Source organism: Mesorhizobium sp. P2_F8 (assembly GCF_056403655.1).
On the sequence record NZ_JBFUFB010000007.1, the window covers coordinates 448,038 to 464,506 of the forward strand.

A 16,469-nucleotide genomic window follows, 5' to 3' on the forward strand; every position below is an offset into this window, starting at 1 on the left:
GTTGATACCCGCCACGAAAATTTTCGTCGAATTTGAGGAAAACCGGCGTGATCGCTGGCTTTGTATCCTTAACGAATTTCGGCGTTTACCTCTTGTTTTAGCTTTGTTTTCCTCAAATTAAGCACGCCATTTAACGACGGATTCAAGCCTCCACGGCATTCTCGAAAGCATCGGAAGAGCAGCCCGCAAGGACAAACGAAGGCAGCTCTCGGGAGCCAGACAGGGCCAAGAACAGGGGATTGAAATGGCACGTTTTGAAATGCTTGAAGCAGGCTTCGGCGCCATGGGGGCAACTGCCCAGGCCGACATTCTTTTCGAACTGGGCATGATGTATGCGACCGGCCGCGATTGCGAGACCGATGTCGTTGCCGCCCACAAATGGTTCAACATCGCCGCGATCAAGGGTTCGGCCCGCGCTGCGGAACTGCGCTCGGAACTGTCGGCTGCGATGTCGAAGGTCGAGATCGCCAAGGCGCTTCGCGAAGCTCGCGAATGGATGACCATGCACTGAGATCCGCCGACCGCGGATAGACCTATCCAAGACAGGGAAGCCCGGGATCAAGACCGCACAGACGGCCAGACCCGGCGGAATGGAAGGCCGCGCAAGACGGTCGACGACCTGGAGCATGGTTTCGGAACCAGGCTCAAACAAAGATATAAGAAGAACGCAACAGGCCGGCCTGGCTTAGTCGCGCGATGCGGGGAAGGCGAGCGGGATTTCGGGGCGCGGGGGCGCTTGGGGCCGCTTGACGAGCAAAAAAGCCACGACCAGCCGAAACAAGGCTGGCGTGGCTTTTTTGCGTGGATGACGTCTTGCAGGCCCAATCGAGTGCTGCCGATGCGCCTAGACAGGCCCGGTGAAGGATGAAATTGTCCCGCCTCTCTGGAAGAAGCGCGGCCGGGCGGCCGCGCGTGAGTGGAGGAGTTCTATCACCATGAAAAAAATGAGTATTTTGAGCGCGGCCGTTTTTGGCCTGATGATGAGTGCGCCGGTCGCATTCGCCGACGACCTCACCTTTGCGGTGGTCGGTCCGATGACCGGACAACTCGCCACCATCGGCGATCAGTTCAAGCAGGGCGCACAGGCCGCTGCTGACGCGATCAATGCGGCGGGTGGTGTCGACGGTCGCCAGATCAAGCTGAGTATCCAGGACGACCAGTGCGATCCCAAGCAGGCCGTGTCGGTCGCCAACCGCATCGTCGCCGATGGCGTCAAGTTCGTCGATGGCCATGCCTGTTCGGGTTCGAGCATTCCGGCCTCTGCCGTCTATGCCGAAGCCGGCGCCCTGATGATGAGCCCGGCCTCGTCAAACCCGGTGCTGACTGACGCGGCGGCCAAGGCCGGCTGGCCGACGATCATGCGCCTTTATACCCGTGACGATGCGCAGGGCGCCTTCATCGGCCCCTGGATCGCCAAGAAGTTTGCCGGCAAGAACGTCGTCGTCCTGCACGACAAGAGTGCCTACGGACAGGGCGTGGCCGACGCCGTCAGGGCAACCATGAATGCCGGTGGCCTCAAGGAGGTGTATTATGACGGCATCAATGCCGGCGAGAAGGACTATTCGGCTCTCGTCACCAAGCTCAAGGATCTGAAGGCGGACGTCGTCTATTTCGGCGGTTATCATCCTGAAGCCGGTCTGATCCTGCGCCAGTCGGCGGAACAGAACCTGAAGTTCCAGCTGATCATGCCGGACTCCATCGCTTCGCCGGAATTCTGGCAGGTTGCCGGCCCGGCCGGCGAGGGCACCATGTTCGTCTTCCCGTCGGATCCGCAGGCAAAGCCTGAAGCCAAGGCTGCCGTCGAGAAGATCAAGGCCGGCGGCTTCGTACCGGAAGGCTTCACGCTGTTCTCCTACGCGGTGGTCCAGGCTTTCGCCGAAGGCGTCAAGCGCGCCGGCAGCGACGATCCGGGCAAGGTTGCCGAAGCGTTGAAGAACGGCACGCCGATCAGCACCGTTGTCGGCAACGTCACCTTCGACGAAAAGGGCGACCTCAAGAACGCCAGCTATGACATCAACCAGTGGCACGATGGCAAATACGCGCCGATCGCGCAGTAGTCGTCGCCTGGCGACCACATAGCATAAGGAAATGGCCGGTTCGTCCCGGCCATTTTTCTTTGTAATTAGTCGTTCCCTTTCGACTGTCAGCTTGCGGCTGCGGTCGGGGCGCTCTGGTCCTCGACGAACCGCACCAGCACCGTCCCATCGGTGACCTGCGCGCCTTCGGTGGCAATCTCGGCGATCACCCCGTCATGCGGCGCGGCGATGGTGTGCTCCATCTTCATCGCTTCAAGGATCAGCAGCGGCTGGCCCTTGATCACCGCATCGCCTCTTGCCGCGCGCACCTGCTTGACCAGCCCCGGCATCGGCGCGCGCAGGCTGCCGGCGCCTGCCGCCGCCTCATCCGCCCGCGCCAGCGGGTCCGGCACGGTAAAGGTATAGCCAACGGCGCCTTCGAACACCGTGATATGGCCGGGCCAGCGGGCGAGGCGTGGCGTGGCGCGAAAATCATGCGCGTTGGCGTTGTCGTAGGGCTCGTCCAGCGCCACCTGGAACCGCCCGTCCGGTCGCATCGAAACCCTTGCCGCAATATCGATTTCGCCGAACTTCAGCCGTGTGCGGCGGGCCACGCTGTGGAAATGCGCGTAGCCGGCAAGCGACGACCAGGGGTCGCTCGACGACGGCAATGCGCCGGCACCCGAAGCCGCAAGCGCGGCTGCCGCAACGGTCTCGTCGCTCGGCGGCGCGACCTCGGTCAGTGCCGGTTGATGCCGGGCGATCAAGCTGGTGTCGACATCGCCAGCGGCAAAGTCCGGATCGGCGGCCAGAGCGACAAGAAAGGCGGTGTTGACGGTCGAGCCGGCGATCTCGGTTTGCGACAGCGCCGCGCCGAGCGCTTCCAGGGCCGTCTGCCTGTCCTTTGCGTGGACGACCAGCTTGGCGATCATCGGGTCGTAATAGGGCGAGATGGCATCACCGGCCCGCACGCCGGTCTCGATGCGCATCGCGGCGCCTTCAGGGGGCGCGTCCGGAAACTTCAGATGATGCAAGGTGCCGGTCGCCGGCAGGAACCCCTTTGTCGCATCCTCGGCATAGATGCGCGCCTCGAAGGCATGGCCGGAAAGCGCGATCTCGTTCTGCGTCTTCGGCAGCTTTTCGCCGCTGGCGACCCGCAACTGCCACTCGACCAGGTCGGTGCCGGTGACCATTTCGGTGACCGGGTGTTCGACCTGCAGGCGGGTGTTCATTTCCATGAACCAGAAGCGGTCGGCCTTCAGGCCTTGCGAGGCATCGACAATGAACTCGATGGTGCCGGCGCCGGAATAATTGATCGCCTTGGCGGCTTTCACCGCCGCATCCGTCATCGCCTTGCGCAGCGCCGGGGTCATGCCGGGTGCGGGGGCTTCCTCGATCACCTTTTGGTGGCGGCGCTGCGCCGAGCAGTCGCGTTCGTAGAGATGCACCGCATTGCCGAAGTTGTCGCCGAACACCTGCACCTCGATATGGCGCGGCTTGTCGACATATTTCTCGACCAGCACGCGGTCATCACCGAAAGCGGCCTTTGCCTCGCGGCGCGCACTGGACAGCGCCTCGGAAAACTCATCGGGATGCTCGACCCGGCGCATGCCCTTGCCGCCGCCGCCGGCACGCGCCTTGATCAGCACGGGATAGCCGATCTCGCGCGCCTTGGAGGCCAGCAGCACGATTTCCTGCGCCTCGCCATGGTAGCCCGGCACCACCGGCACGCCGGCCTTTTCCATCAGCCGCTTGGCGGCATCCTTCAGCCCCATGGCCCGGATCGAGGCCGCCGACGGACCGATGAAAACCAACCCCGCCGCCACCACCTGGTCGACGAAATCGGGGTTTTCCGACAGAAAGCCGTAGCCGGGATGGATGGCTTGCGCGCCCGTCGCCAGGGCCGCGGCGACAATCTTGTCGCCACGCAGATAGCTTTCGCCGACGGGCGAGGGGCCGATGCGCACGGCTTCGTCGGCCAACTCGACATGCAGGGATTTCGCATCGGCATCCGAATAGACGGCGACGGTGTGCACGCCCAGCTTGCGCGCCGTGCGGATCACACGACAAGCGATCTCGCCGCGATTGGCGATCAGGATCTTGGCGAACATGGAGCCTCCCGGGTCTGCCTCGGGCGGCGCCAGTCTGGCCGCCGGCTTACTTCGACGCAGCGATCGCGCAGCCGCCGCTTGCGGTCTTGACCTTCCACCTGACGAAGCCGCTCCGACAGATACGTAACGCAGTCTCCTCGGCGGCCTTCTGCGAAGGTGCGTTCAGCTTTACGCTGCAGAAAATGTGGAGATCGACGACGCGTGAATAGAACGTCGTGGCGTAGGCTGAATGGCCACTCGCCGCGATATATGCGAGGTAGGATTTGTAGCAGGCTTCCTTCGGGTCGAGCGACAAGGTCGGAGAAAACCGCTTGTCGCCCATCTTGCCTGCCAGCGATTCCGCCGAGCCGACGCCATGAGTTGCGAACATAAGCAAACTTGCAAGTATCGACGCAATCGTCTTTCGGCAATATTTCAGTTTCATTTCCGCCCTGTCCCCATTGCACTGTGCAGGATGAGCGATAGCGAATATTTTGCCTCCCCGCCAGCTCGCCAGCCGAGATTCGAGTTTGCCTATGCTGGTGAATCGGTTGGCCCATGCAGTTCAGCCCTTTCGCAGGGCAGCAACGGCCTGCCGGTATAGTTCAGCCGTTTGGTCGTCGAAGCAGCAGAAGGTGACGGTTTCCGGCATTGTTCGTTTCTCGATGAACGTGCTGACCGTGTCGACGGCGATCTGCGTCGCCTCATCTTTCGGGTAGCGGTAGACACCCGTCGAGATCGCCGGAAACGCCACCGTGCGGCAATCATTGGCCGTGGCGAGTTCGAGCGAGCGGATATAGCAAGAGGCCAGTAGTTCGGCTTCACCCTTGCCGCCGCCTTGCCAGACCGGCCCGACCGTGTGGATGATGTGCCGCGCGAGAAGTTTGTAACCCTTGGTGATCTTGGCTTCGCCGACCTTGCATCCGTTCAGCATGCGGCATTCGAACTCGAGCTCTCGGCCGGCCGCGCGATGAATAGCACCATCGACCCCGCCACCACCGAGAAGCGAGGTGTTGGCGGCGTTGACGATGGCGTCGACTACCAGTTTGGTGATGTCGCCGGCATGAACCTGGATCCGCAGATGGTCGTTCATGTCACATCCTGAACACGCCGAAGCGCGTCTCTTCGATCTCGGCGTTGAGCGCGGCGGACAGGCTGAGCGCCAGCACGTCGCGCGTCTTCGCCGGGTCGATGATGCCGTCGTCCCAAAGGCGGGCGGACGAGTAGAGCGGATGGCCCTCATGCTCGTATTTCATCAGGATCGGCTTCTTGAATTTTGCCTCCTCCTCGGCGCCCCATTCGCCGCCCTTGCGCTCGATGCCTTCGCGCTTGACCATGGCGAGCACCGTCGCTGCCTGCTCGCCGCCCATCACCGAGATGCGGGCGTTCGGCCACATCCACAGGAAGCGCGGTGAATAGGCGCGGCCGCACATGCCGTAATTGCCGGCGCCGAACGAACCGCCGATGATGACAGTCACCTTCGGCACCCTGGCGGTGGCCACCGCCATCACCAGCTTGGCGCCGTCCTTGGCGATGCCGCCCGCTTCGTATTTCCGACCGACCATGAAGCCGGTGATGTTCTGCAGGAAGACCAGCGGGATCTTGCGCTGGCAGCACAATTCGATGAAGTGCGCGCCCTTCAGCGCGCTCTCGGAGAACAGCACGCCATTGTTGGCGATGATGCCGACCGGCATGCCATGGAGATGGGCAAAGCCGGTGATCAGCGTGGTGCCGTAGTTCTGCTTGAACTCGTCGAATTCGGAGCCATCGACGATGCGCGCGATCACTTCGCGCACGTCATAGGGTTGGCGCAGGTCCGTCGGCACGATGCCGTAGAGCTCATCGGCTGCGTGAAGCGGCGGAATCGATTTCTGCAAGTGCAGCCGTACAGTCTTGTTCCGATTCAGGTTTTTGACGATACGGCGGCAGATGGCAAGCGCATGGTCGTCATCCAGCGCATAGTGGTCGGCAACGCCGGAAAGCCGCGTGTGCACGTCCGCGCCACCGAGGTCTTCGGCGCTGACGTCTTCACCAGTGGCCGCTTTCACCAGCGGCGGGCCGCCGAGGAAGATGGTCGCCTGGTTGCGCACCATGATCGTCTCGTCGGACATCGCCGGCACATAGGCGCCGCCCGCCGTGCAGGAACCCATCACACAGGCGATCTGCGGGATGCCGGCCGCCGACATGTTGGCCTGGTTGTAGAAGATGCGGCCAAAATGCTCGCGATCGGGAAACACCTCGTCCTGGTTGGGCAGATTGGCGCCGCCGCTGTCGACCAGATAGATGCAAGGCAGATTGTTCTGCAGCGCGATCTCCTGCGCCCGCAGATGCTTCTTCACGGTCAGAGGATAATAGGTGCCGCCCTTCACCGTTGCGTCGTTGACGACGACCATCACCTCGGTGCCTTCGACGCGGCCGATGCCGGCGATCATGCCGGCCGCGGAAATCTCCTCGCCATACATCGACCACGCGGCGAACTGGCCGATCTCGAGGAAGGGCGAGCCCACATCCAGCAACTGCGCAAGGCGCTCGCGCGGCAACAGCTTGCCACGCGAGACGTGCCGTTCGCGCGCCTCCTCCGAGCCACCGCGCTCGACGCTTGCAGCCTTGTCCGCAATGTCGGCGACCAGCGCCTGCATGCGCTCGGCATTGGCGCGAAAGGTGTCGGAGGACGGGGAGATCTGGGTTTGCAATACCGCCATTGCCAAACTCTACGCTTGAGCCAGGAGCTTGCCGTTACGGCGCTCGAAAATCTTGTCGGACAGCAGATTGAAGCCATCCTTGAATGTAACGTCTATTGTCTGCCTGGCCGCGTTTTGCGCCTTCGGATTGCTTGCGTCAAAGACGAACAATTGGTCACGACGCGGCACCGCGAACAAGACGTCGCCGGGGAATTTCGCACTGATCGAAAGCCAGAATTCATCGAGCAGAACGAGGCTCGTTGAAAGCATCGTATTGCCGTCGACGTAGTACAGATGAAGGATATCGGACCCGCCGTCGGAGACGATTTTGGGCAGCCATTTTTTGACGTTGTTCAGCGCTATAACGCGCAAATCAGACAGCGCCCGTGCGGGGAAATCCTTTGGCGCAACGGGTGATAGCGAGTCGGGAAGGTCGGCCATGTATACGACCGCAAGTTCGCCAACCAACGGCTCATACAGCAGATCCATACCCATCGTTTTGAGTTGATCGATATACTGTTGGGTTCGGATCACGGCGACGAGATTGTTCTCTCCGATCTTGGAGAGTTGAGCTTCCGCCAAAGCTCGGGCAAACCGCTCTATGGCGGCGTCGGCGTCTTCATCGGGGTACGAATTCAAGTAGCCAAACAGGTTCGTGACATCCGACCCTAACTCGACATCGTCGATCTTCGAATTGATCCTCGCCGGATCAGATGGATCCGCAGCCACACTGTCTTCACCCGGTTGCCGCCTGATGGCGGCAATCACAAGGCCTCTGAATTCCGCTATGTCGGGAAAGCGCTGCTTCTGTGCCTTGGCTCGCCGCGGCAGGCTGGCAAAGAGCGTGGAAAGAATCATCGACAATAGCCTGCGCCTGTTCACGGGATGCACTGGTCGCGGAACCATCTTGCGCCTCGCCTATCTCCGTATGCCGCAGTGGTTGAAGAGACAGCTATTTGCCGTGGCGAGCAATCCACATTGTCACGGACGCGGTTCAAGTCTTTGCGCGGCGACATCACACCCCCTCCGCCATGATTTCCCGCCCGATCAGCCAGCGGCGGATCTCGCTGGTGCCGGCGCCGATTTCGTAGAGCTTGGCGTCGCGCAACAACCGGCCGGTCGGATAGTCGTTGGTGTAGCCGTTGCCGCCCAGCAGCTGGAGAGCATCGAGCGCCATCTGCGTTGCCTTTTCGGCGGCAAACAACACGCAGCCGGCGGCATCCTTGCGCGTCGTCTGGCCGCGATCGCAAGCGGCGGCGACGGCATAGACGTAGGCGCGCGCGGCGTTCATCGTCGTGTACATGTCGGCAAGCTTGCCCTGAACCAGCTGGAATTCGCCGATCGGCTGGCCGAACTGCTTGCGCTCGTGCACATAGGGGATCGCCACGTCCAGGCATGCCGCCATCAGGCCGATCGGCCCGCCGGCGAGCACGGTGCGCTCGTAGTCGAGGCCCGACATCAGCACCTCGACGCCGCGACCTTCCTCATGCAGCACATTGTCGAACGGCACTTCGACATTCTCGAACACCAACTCGCCGGTGTTGGAGCCACGCATGCCGAGCTTGTCGAGTTTTTGCGCCACGGAGAACCCGGCCATCGCTTTCTCGACGATGAAGGCGGTGATGCCGCGCGATTTCCGATCCGGATCGGTCTTGGCATAGACGACCAGCGTCCCGGCATCCGGCCCGTTGGTGATCCACATCTTGGTGCCGTTGAGCACATAGCGGTCATTGCGCTTTTCGGCGTGCAGCTTGAGCGAGACGACGTCCGAGCCGGCGCCGGATTCCGACATCGCCAGCGCACCGACGCGCTCGCCGGAACAAAGCGCAGGGAGAAATTTCTCCTTCTGCGCCGGCGTCGCCCAGCGGTTGATCTGGTTGACGCAGAGATTGGAGTGGGCGCCGTAGGAAAGGCCGACGGAAGCCGAGGCGCGGGAGATTTCCTCGACAGCGATCACATGCGCAAGATAGCCCATGCCGCTGCCGCCGAAATCGGGGTCGGCGGTGATGCCAAGCAGCCCGAGCGCGCCAAGTTCGCCCCACAGATGCGCCGGGAATTCGTTCGAGCGGTCGATATCGGCGGCGACCGGCGCGATCCTGTCCTGGGCGAAGCGCCGCACCATATCGCGCAGCGCCTCGATATCCTCGTCATGCCCGAAGCTGAGCGTGTTCGTGTACATGCTTTCCTCCTGCCCGCATGACCCCGAAGATCCCTCTCGATCTTCGAAGGAGCATACGCGAAATCAAAGTGCTGCGGTGTCTCTCGCGCGTCCAAGGGCGCGCGCGCTGCCATGGGTCGTCTCGCCGGCGGTTTCTGCTCCAACCAGGCGCATTGTCATTGAAAGATATGTCGCCGTCACTTCAGTGATCGACAGCCGCTCGCCCGGCCGAAACCAGACGATGACGCCGGTCATCATCTGGATCAGCGCCATGGCCGTCAGCCCGGTGTCATCGATGTTGAAGACGCCGGCCTCGGCGCCATCGCGCAGGATGGCGCGCAGCTCCTTTTCGTAGGCCGTGCGCAGGCGCAGGATCTGCGTCAGCCTTTCGGGCGACAAGCTGCGCAATTCCATGTTCGACACATGCGTGGCATGCCGACGTTCGATGTGAAAAGCGATGTGGTTTTCGACATAGGCGGCGAGCCGCTGCACGGGGTCCGTGCTGGTCGGGCGGGCTGCTTCCCATGCATCGGTCAGGCCTTCCATATGCTCGCGCATCAGCGTGAACAGAAGCCCTTCCTTGGTCGGAAAATAGCGGTAGAGCGCCGCTGCCTGCACGCCGACTTCAGCGGCGAGCTGGCGCATCGACATCGCCTCGTAGCCAAACCGCGCGATCAGATTGACGGCCGCCTCGCGGATGGTCGCTTCGGTCTTTTCGCCGTCGGATCCGGTGGTGCGCGCCATGTCAGCCCCTTTGCGCAACAATAATAAAACGAACGTTCAATTAATTCAAGGGTCCCCGAGCCAAATCCGTCGTCATACGACAATCCTGAACCCCACAGAGGCGTTTCCGGCTGCCAACTCCTCGACATCGACCTTCGAAACCGAGGCCGCGGACGGCCCTTTCCACAGTCGCCCAATCATTGCCGAGACCGCTTCATCGGATCCTGCAATCTGGGTCGTTACTGATCCGTCCGCTTCATTGCGAACCCAGCCCGCTAGACCAAGGCTTGTGGCCTCGCCCCGAACCCAGATCCTGAAGCCGACGCCTTGCACGTCGCCGTAAACGCGCGCCCGTACTTCCCTGCGATGACCAGCCATGAATCTCTCCAAGCCTGTCTCTCTGGAATCTGGCGTATGGCGCGGGGAATGCAACCTGAATTGCGTGCACGACGTCGGGCTCTTCGGGTTTGGAATTTAGTTGACTCAGTCCATTAATTTGGGAAAATGGAGCTGCCATATCGGGGTTGGACGCAGATGTTGGATGAACGCAACGGATTGGTGGCGCAGATCCGCCACTTCAACCGGTTCTACACCCGCACCGTCGGCCTTCTCGACGAGACCTTGACCCAGAGCGCGTTCACCTTGACCGAGGCGCGGGTGCTGTTCGAACTCGGCCACCACAGCCGCCCGGCTTCGGCCGAGATCGCCGGCGAACGCGGTTTCCTGGCCGGAGCATTTCGGCTGGAGAACGGCCCGGCGGCCTCCGAAATCGCCAGCCAGTTGCGTGTCGATGCCGCTTATCTGACGCGGATCTTGCGCAAGTTTGCCGGCGAGGGGCTGACCGAGGCCCGGACGGATCCCGCCGACCGGCGCCGAAGGGTTCTCTCGCTGACGCCCAGGGGCGAGGCCGCTCTTGCGAGGCTTCAGGCGGCGGCTGATCGGGACACGGCGCGGCTGATCGAAAGCATCCCCGACGACAGGCTGCACGAACTGGGCGGCGCCTTGCGCAAGGCCGGGGAATTGCTGGGTGATCCCGCCAGCGAAAACGGTGCGGTGACTTTGCGGCCGCACCGCGTCGGCGACGTCGGCTGGGTCGTGCAGCGGCAGGCCCAGCTCTACGCCGATGAATATGGCTGGAGCATCCAGTTCGAAGCCATGCTTGCCGAAATCGGCGCCGACTTCATTCGCAATTTCGTGCCCGGCCGCGATTTCTGCTGGATTGCCGAACGCGGCAGCGGGGAGCCGGTTGGCGCTGTGTTCCTGGTTCATCTGGACGACGAGGTGGCCAAGCTGAGGATGCTGCACGTCGAGGCGGCGGCACGCGGCCTGGGCATCGGCAAGCGCCTGGTCGCGGATTGCGTGAGCCAGGCCCGCGCATGCGGCTACAAGCGATTGGTGCTGTGGACCAACGACATCCTCGTCGCGGCGCGCGCGATCTATGAGCGCGCCGGTTTCAGGCTGGTCTCGGAGGAGCGCCACCACAGCTTTGGCAAGGACTTGACCGGCCAGACCTGGGAGCTGGATTTGTAAAGCGCGACCCGGCCTTGCATGATCCCGAAAAGTGGGAGCCGGTTTTCGGTAAAGCTCATGCTCAAAGAAAAACGGCGCCCATCCCGATTCCATCGGGATGAAACAGCTCTAATTCCCTCGTGCCGCCGCCAGCGCGCCGGGCAGTTCCTCGGCGAAAATGTCCAGTTCGTGATCCAGGCCGACGCTGACGCGGATGCAGCGATCGAGCACCGGCACCATCGGCTTGCGGATGAAGACGTCGCGTGACAGCAGGCCCTGCAGCACTTTCAGCGCGAAGGCGCCATCACCACCACAGTCGATGGTGACGAAATTGGTTGCCGAGGTCACCGGCTTCAGCCCGTTCTGTTCGGCTATGCCGGCGATGCGTCGGCGGCCGGCCGCGACGCGCGCCACCACGTTCCGCAGATAGTCCTGATCGGCAAGCGCCTCGACGCCGGCGATCTGCGCCATGCGGCTGACGCCGTAGTGGTTGCGGATCTTCTCGAAATCGCGGATCACCTGGGCCTCGGCCACGGCATAGCCGCAGCGTATTCCGGCGAGCCCATAGGCCTTCGAGAAGGTGCGCATGCGGATGATGTTCGGCCGCGAGATATCGATCGGCGGCAGTGCCGAGGCTGGTCCGAGTTCGCCATAGGCCTCGTCGAGCACCAGCATGGTGGTTTCCGGCAGCGCCTCGATGAAGCGGATGAGCTCGTCGGCCTCCCACCAACTGCCCATCGGATTGTCCGGATTGGACAGGTAGACCAGCGGCGCCTTGTCCTTGCGCACAGCCGCGAGCAGGCCGTCCAGGCTTTCCCTGTCGTTCTCATAGGGGACGGTGACCAGCCGCCCGCCGACACCGGCGACATGGAAGTTGAAGGTCGGATAGGCGCCGAGCGAGGTGACCACGGCATCGCCGGGCGCCACGTACATGCGTGCCACCAGGCTGAGCAGCCCGTCTATGCCTTCGCCGACCACGACGTTTTCGACCTTGACGCCGTGATGCGCGGCAGCCGCCACCTTCAGGTCGTGATTGTCGGGATCGCAATACATCCACATGTCGCGGGCAATTCCAGCCATGCGCTCGATGACGCGCGGCGAAGGACCAAAACTGCTCTCATTGGCGCCGATGCGAGCGCGAAAAGCGCGGCCACGCTCGCGCTCCTGCGCCTCGGGACCAACAAAAGGCACCGTCGAGGGAAGCGCTGCGACGAGCGGAGTTAGGGGAGGATGTGGGCGCATGGAGGAAGCTCGCTTGAAACGGGCCTTCTTGCTAGCCTGCCCGCATGGTCGGTGCAAGTTGCCCGCGGCCTGCAACCGTAATGCTGGATTCCTTCGTCTCTTTTTGCTAGCGAGACACAATGAACAACCGTCTGCCGCCAGCCTGGTCCAAGCACCTGAAGGCCCAAACCGGGCCGAAACCCAAGTTCCCGCAGCAAAATCTGCCGCAAGCAAATCCGCTTTCGCGTACACAGGCAGACGACGCGCTGCTCGAGCAGGCGTACCAGCTTCAACAGGCCAAGCGGCTTAACGAGGCTCAGGACCTGTGCCTTCGGGTGCTGGCGCGTACGCCCAACCATCCACTCGCCCTGTATATTTTGGGGACCGTGTGCATAGGCTACGACGATGAGGCGGCCTTGCGGTATTTCGCACGCGCACTCAACGAGGAGCCAAAGAACCCCTACTACCACCTTGGCCTGGCCTCGGGCTACGTGAAGGTCAGTGAGTTTTCACCAGCAATCGAACATATGCAGTATGCCTTGGAGTTGCAGCCGAACCTCGTCGAAGCACTTTGCGCATTGGGGGATGCCTATATCCAGTTTGATAAGCCCGAGATGGCTCTGCCGCTCTATGAAAAGGCACTGAAGACCAACCGCGATCATCCCAAGGTGCGGACAGGACTGGCTCGCGCGCTCAGCAGCCTGGGGCGCATGGACGAGGCCGCCGTCTATCTTAAGGAAACAATCGAACGTGGCATCGCAGTGCCGACTGCCTACAACGATCTTGTACAGACGCAAAAGTTCACCGAAGAGCCAAAGGAACTCCAATCCATCATTCGTGAACTCGGCAATGCCAAGCTTGATCCGGACGGTTTAGAGAGGCTCCATCTGGCCGCCGGCAAGGTGCTGAACGACCTCAAGCGCTATAAGGATGCATTCGACCATTTCAAGAAGGCCAAGCAGGCCTCAGGCCGCATCTTCGACATCGACCAATACCGTCGCTGGACGGACTCACTGATCGAGACCTTCACGCCTGAGATGCTGGCTGCCAGGTCCGGTTACGGAAGTCCTTCGGACGTTCCTGTTTTCGTGGTCGGCATGCCTCGCTCGGGAACGACGCTTACGGAACAGATTTGCGCCAGTCATCCCGATGTCCATGGCGCAGGGGAACTGAGCAAAATCAGAAGAGTCGCGAATGCGATCGACCTCAAAAAGTCATCGGCCGGACGTTTAGACCAGGTGATCGCGTCGATCACAAAAGACCTGTCCAGAACGTTGGCCGAAGAGCATCTGACCTATCTCAGGGAGCGGGCACCTTCCGCGCTTCGGATCGTGGATAAGATGCCTCATAATTTCGAACTGATCGGTCTTATCGCCGTTCTTTTTCCCAACGCGCGCATCATTCATTGCCGTCGTGACGCCATCGACAATTGCGTCTCTTGTTTTGTCCAGAGATTCGGCGAGGGGCACAGTTACAACGCCGACCTGAAGGCACTCGGCCTGTACTATCGCGAATATGACCGCCTCATGCGGCATTGGAATGAGATTTTCCCGGGCCTGATCTTCGAGAATCAGTACGAAACGTTGGTCGAGGATCAGGAAGCACAGTCTCGTCGGCTTATAGATTATCTTGGGTTGCCTTGGGACGACGCCTGCCTGCGCTTTTTCGACAGGGATGGTTCGGTCAACACGCCAAGCCGCTGGCAGGTCCGTCAACCGATTTACAGGTCGTCCGTCAAACGCTGGAAGAATTATGAAAATGAAATTCAGCCGCTGATTGATGCATTGGGCGACCTGGCGGACAAATAGTCCCAATTCCGAAACTTGCGAACGAGCTTTGTGGGTACTGAAGCGCGCGATGCGTCTGAGACCTGCGCTATCGAGGCCGAACCAAAGTTAGGACCGCGAACTGCAGAACCGCATGCAATGGTCGCGCAAAGTCCTGAAAAAACCCGGCGGTTGCCCGCCGGGTTTTCGATTTCGACAAGCCGAAACCTTGTTAGAACGAGCGCTGGAAGCGGAGGATACCGCCGACGCTGTTCTTCTTGTCGGCGTTGACCCAGTTGCGATTGTCGGCATCGCCAAACTTGCCATCGTGGTTGTAGTCGACTTCGCCCGTGACCGTGAAGCCGGGGACGATGTCGTAGGCAATGTTGGCCGCGACGCCGACGTTCTTGTCGTCATCAGCCGACACCTGAGCGTTGAACGAGGTCTTCTCGTTGAACTTGTAGGTGCCGCCGCCCCAAACTGCCCAGTTGCCGCCCCACTGCTTGTAGAAGTTGCGGTCGATGTGATCGTCCGAACCATAACCGCCCATGATCCACAGCGTCAGGGCGTCAGACGCTTTCACGTCCAGGCGAACCTTGCCGGTCCACTCTTCCCAGGTGCTGTCGTAGGATGCCACGCCGGTGATGGCACCCCAGCCCTGCGTGTACTTCACGCCGCCGACGACGTCCGGAACGTAGCTGTCGATGGTGTCGTTGCCGGAATTCGCGTTGAAGAGATAGTTGCCGGCCCCGTCGAAGGTGGCAGCGCCAGCATCACTGGAGCCTTCTTCGAGTGAGACGACGGCCGAGAAGCCGTTGCCCCCGTCGAAATAGTACTGGACGACGTTGGTGTCGAAGCCGCCATAGGGGACGATCGTATCCTGGATGACTTCGCCGGCGTAGCCGATGAACGTATTGAAGGCCGATTCGTCCTTACCGACGCGGAGACCACCGAGCTGGATCCAGGCGAAGTTCAGCGTGATGCCCTTGTTGTGGGCATCATTGCCGTATGCGTCGCCATAGCCGTTGGAGTTGCCGAATTGGATGCGGGTTTCGGTGTAGGTCTTCAACGTGCCCAGCTCTGTTTCCTGGCCGGTCCAGGTCTTCAGCGTGAAGCGGGTGTTCTTTGCCCACGTGTCCTGCAGCTTGGGATCGCCAAGCTGGTTTTCGGCACGCGCGCCATCGAACGAGCCGACGTCGCCGCCGCCGATGTCGTAACGGACATAGCCGCCGATGCGCAGGCAGGTTTCGGTGCCGGGGATGTAGAAGTAGCCAGCGCCGTAGACGTCGCAGATCTTGACGTATTCAGCGGGCTCCGGCTCGGCGACGACGACGGCGTCGGCGGCGCGCGCACCGGAAACTGCGAGCAGAGCCGCAGCGGAGCCGAGGAGAAGGCTCTTGATGTTCATTTTCTGACCTCCAGTCAGAATCGAACAAAACAGCGTTGCCTTCAGTGCATTTTTGGCACGGAGTTGCGTTCCGACGGCAACGGATTGCCTGCCTATCTATCTGATTTAATAGGATGATTTTTGATTGGCCGCCTTCGAGGCAGGCAGAGATGGCGGAGAGGATGGGATTCGAACCCACGAGAAGCTTTTGACCTCTACTCCCTTAGCAGGGGAGCGCCTTCGACCACTCGGCCACCTCTCCGTTGCGCCGCTGGATAAAGAAAAGCGCCGGCACAATCAACAAGCCCGCGTCATTATATGGAAAAATAAGAACGCACCGAGCTGCGGCTTTCCTTCGATGCGGCGGTTCTGCGGCAGTTTCCTGGCTGGCGACTCGGCGCCTTGCCATGATTCCGTCGGCCGATTGTCGGATTCGGCTGGAAACAAGCGGTTGCCGCGGCCCCAATGGTTAACGAGAGCTTTCTGAGTGAGGCCAAATCGTGTCATTTGTGCAACAACGCCAGGGGATAGCAGCCGAACAGCCCTTTCGCCGGTACGATCGTGGTTGAACGCCGCCGTCTCATGGGTAATGTCGAATTCGAAGGAGCGGCGCGGTGCGCATCTTTTTCGGTAGTGGGGATGGGGCAGGGAACGCTGTCCTTCAGCAAAGAATACCCAGACCCGTTTTTTAACTTTTGACTGGAGGTCAGAAAATGAACATCAAGAGCCTTCTCCTCGGCTCCGCTGCGGCTCTGCTCGCAGTTTCCGGTGCGCGCGCCGCCGACGCCGTCGTCGTCGCCGAGCCGGAGCCCGCTGAATACGTCAAGATCTGCGACGTCTACGGCGCTGGCTACTTCTACATCCCCGGCACCGAAACCTGCCTGCGCATCGGCGGCTATGTCCGTTACGACATCGGCGG

General features: G+C 61.4%; 15 protein-coding genes and 1 tRNA gene. 5 read left to right on the forward strand and 11 right to left on the reverse strand.

Annotated features, from left to right (window positions below):
- The first annotated feature begins 244 nt into the window (after window positions 1-244).
- Window positions 245-511 (forward strand): SEL1-like repeat protein, encoded by a 267-nt coding sequence (locus AC1DZP_RS20025; RefSeq protein WP_010915070.1) that lies wholly within the window; start codon window positions 245-247, stop codon window positions 509-511.
- Between the two features lie 424 nt (window positions 512-935).
- On the forward strand, window positions 936-2,057 hold the full coding sequence (locus AC1DZP_RS20030; protein ID WP_457153860.1) for an ABC transporter substrate-binding protein: 1,122 nt from the start codon (window positions 936-938) through the stop codon (window positions 2,055-2,057).
- Between the two features lie 86 nt (window positions 2,058-2,143).
- On the opposite strand, the gene AC1DZP_RS20035 is transcribed toward AC1DZP_RS20030, so the two are convergent.
- From AC1DZP_RS20035 to AC1DZP_RS20070, 8 genes are all read right to left on the reverse strand, one after another.
- Window positions 2,144-4,126 carry an acetyl/propionyl/methylcrotonyl-CoA carboxylase subunit alpha gene (locus AC1DZP_RS20035; RefSeq protein ID WP_477304798.1) on the reverse strand — a complete coding sequence of 661 codons (1,983 nt, stop codon included), beginning with the start codon at window positions 4,124-4,126 and terminating at the stop codon, window positions 2,144-2,146.
- Window positions 4,127-4,172: 46 nt separating this feature from the next.
- Window positions 4,173-4,496: a hypothetical protein gene (locus AC1DZP_RS20040; RefSeq protein WP_477226224.1), complete on the reverse strand. Its 324-nt coding sequence runs from the start codon at window positions 4,494-4,496 to the stop codon at window positions 4,173-4,175.
- A gap of 174 nt (window positions 4,497-4,670) precedes the next feature.
- Entirely contained in the window at window positions 4,671-5,198 is a 528-nt protein-coding gene (locus tag AC1DZP_RS20045) for an O-acetyl-ADP-ribose deacetylase (RefSeq protein ID WP_477304800.1), read from the reverse strand.
- Window position 5,199: 1 nt separating this feature from the next.
- Entirely contained in the window at window positions 5,200-6,807 is a 1,608-nt protein-coding gene (locus tag AC1DZP_RS20050) for a carboxyl transferase domain-containing protein (protein WP_477304802.1), read from the reverse strand.
- A gap of 9 nt (window positions 6,808-6,816) precedes the next feature.
- Window positions 6,817-7,644, reverse strand: a complete 828-nt coding sequence (locus AC1DZP_RS20055) for a DUF1444 family protein (RefSeq protein ID WP_477304804.1) — start codon at window positions 7,642-7,644, stop codon at window positions 6,817-6,819.
- 157 nt (window positions 7,645-7,801) lie between these two features.
- Window positions 7,802-8,965: an isovaleryl-CoA dehydrogenase gene (locus tag AC1DZP_RS20060; protein ID WP_095086637.1), complete on the reverse strand. Its 1,164-nt coding sequence runs from the start codon at window positions 8,963-8,965 to the stop codon at window positions 7,802-7,804.
- 63 nt (window positions 8,966-9,028) lie between these two features.
- Entirely contained in the window at window positions 9,029-9,688 is a 660-nt protein-coding gene (locus AC1DZP_RS20065) for a TetR/AcrR family transcriptional regulator (protein WP_457153681.1), read from the reverse strand.
- 72 nt (window positions 9,689-9,760) lie between these two features.
- Window positions 9,761-10,045 (reverse strand): acylphosphatase, encoded by a 285-nt coding sequence (locus tag AC1DZP_RS20070; protein WP_477304807.1) that lies wholly within the window; start codon window positions 10,043-10,045, stop codon window positions 9,761-9,763.
- Window positions 10,046-10,201: 156 nt separating this feature from the next.
- Between AC1DZP_RS20070 and AC1DZP_RS20075 the strand changes: the two genes are divergently transcribed.
- Window positions 10,202-11,197, forward strand: coding sequence for a bifunctional helix-turn-helix transcriptional regulator/GNAT family N-acetyltransferase (locus AC1DZP_RS20075; protein WP_477304809.1), 996 nt, complete (start codon window positions 10,202-10,204; stop codon window positions 11,195-11,197).
- A 108-nt stretch (window positions 11,198-11,305) separates the two neighbouring features.
- Here AC1DZP_RS20075 and AC1DZP_RS20080 read toward each other — a convergent pair whose 3' ends face one another.
- A complete protein-coding gene (locus AC1DZP_RS20080) occupies window positions 11,306-12,418 on the reverse strand; it encodes a pyridoxal phosphate-dependent aminotransferase (RefSeq protein ID WP_477304811.1) in 1,113 nt (370 codons plus the stop codon).
- 119 nt (window positions 12,419-12,537) lie between these two features.
- Here AC1DZP_RS20080 and AC1DZP_RS20085 point away from each other — a divergent pair, with 119 nt between their 5' ends.
- Window positions 12,538-14,205, forward strand: a complete 1,668-nt coding sequence (locus AC1DZP_RS20085; RefSeq protein ID WP_477304812.1) for a tetratricopeptide repeat-containing sulfotransferase family protein — start codon at window positions 12,538-12,540, stop codon at window positions 14,203-14,205.
- Window positions 14,206-14,395: 190 nt separating this feature from the next.
- On the opposite strand, the gene AC1DZP_RS20090 is transcribed toward AC1DZP_RS20085, so the two are convergent.
- On the reverse strand, window positions 14,396-15,571 hold the full coding sequence (locus tag AC1DZP_RS20090) for a porin (RefSeq protein ID WP_477226233.1): 1,176 nt from the start codon (window positions 15,569-15,571) through the stop codon (window positions 14,396-14,398).
- Between the two features lie 150 nt (window positions 15,572-15,721).
- Window positions 15,722-15,812: transfer RNA gene (locus tag AC1DZP_RS20095), tRNA-Ser, on the reverse strand.
- A gap of 451 nt (window positions 15,813-16,263) precedes the next feature.
- Between AC1DZP_RS20095 and AC1DZP_RS20100 the strand changes: the two genes are divergently transcribed.
- A partial coding sequence (locus AC1DZP_RS20100) for a porin (RefSeq protein WP_477304814.1) occupies window positions 16,264-16,469 on the forward strand: 206 nt, incomplete at its 3' end.

What these genes read in the sequence shown, in the direction of transcription:
- AC1DZP_RS20025 (WP_010915070.1), top strand. Translation starts at nt 245, where the DNA reads ATGGCACGTTTTGAAATGCTTGAAGCAGGCTTCGGCGCCATGGGGGCA.
- AC1DZP_RS20030 (WP_457153860.1), top strand. Translation starts at nt 936, where the DNA reads ATGAAAAAAATGAGTATTTTGAGCGCGGCCGTTTTTGGCCTGATGATG.
- AC1DZP_RS20035 (WP_477304798.1), bottom strand. Translation starts at nt 4,126, where the DNA reads ATGTTCGCCAAGATCCTGATCGCCAATCGCGGCGAGATCGCTTGTCGT.
- AC1DZP_RS20040 (WP_477226224.1), bottom strand. Translation starts at nt 4,496, where the DNA reads ATGTTCGCAACTCATGGCGTCGGCTCGGCGGAATCGCTGGCAGGCAAG.
- AC1DZP_RS20045 (WP_477304800.1), bottom strand. Translation starts at nt 5,198, where the DNA reads ATGAACGACCATCTGCGGATCCAGGTTCATGCCGGCGACATCACCAAA.
- AC1DZP_RS20050 (WP_477304802.1), bottom strand. Translation starts at nt 6,807, where the DNA reads ATGGCGGTATTGCAAACCCAGATCTCCCCGTCCTCCGACACCTTTCGC.
- AC1DZP_RS20055 (WP_477304804.1), bottom strand. Translation starts at nt 7,644, where the DNA reads ATGATTCTTTCCACGCTCTTTGCCAGCCTGCCGCGGCGAGCCAAGGCA.
- AC1DZP_RS20060 (WP_095086637.1), bottom strand. Translation starts at nt 8,965, where the DNA reads ATGTACACGAACACGCTCAGCTTCGGGCATGACGAGGATATCGAGGCG.
- AC1DZP_RS20065 (WP_457153681.1), bottom strand. Translation starts at nt 9,688, where the DNA reads ATGGCGCGCACCACCGGATCCGACGGCGAAAAGACCGAAGCGACCATC.
- AC1DZP_RS20070 (WP_477304807.1), bottom strand. Translation starts at nt 10,045, where the DNA reads ATGGCTGGTCATCGCAGGGAAGTACGGGCGCGCGTTTACGGCGACGTG.
- AC1DZP_RS20075 (WP_477304809.1), top strand. Translation starts at nt 10,202, where the DNA reads ATGTTGGATGAACGCAACGGATTGGTGGCGCAGATCCGCCACTTCAAC.
- AC1DZP_RS20080 (WP_477304811.1), bottom strand. Translation starts at nt 12,418, where the DNA reads ATGCGCCCACATCCTCCCCTAACTCCGCTCGTCGCAGCGCTTCCCTCG.
- AC1DZP_RS20085 (WP_477304812.1), top strand. Translation starts at nt 12,538, where the DNA reads ATGAACAACCGTCTGCCGCCAGCCTGGTCCAAGCACCTGAAGGCCCAA.
- AC1DZP_RS20090 (WP_477226233.1), bottom strand. Translation starts at nt 15,571, where the DNA reads ATGAACATCAAGAGCCTTCTCCTCGGCTCCGCTGCGGCTCTGCTCGCA.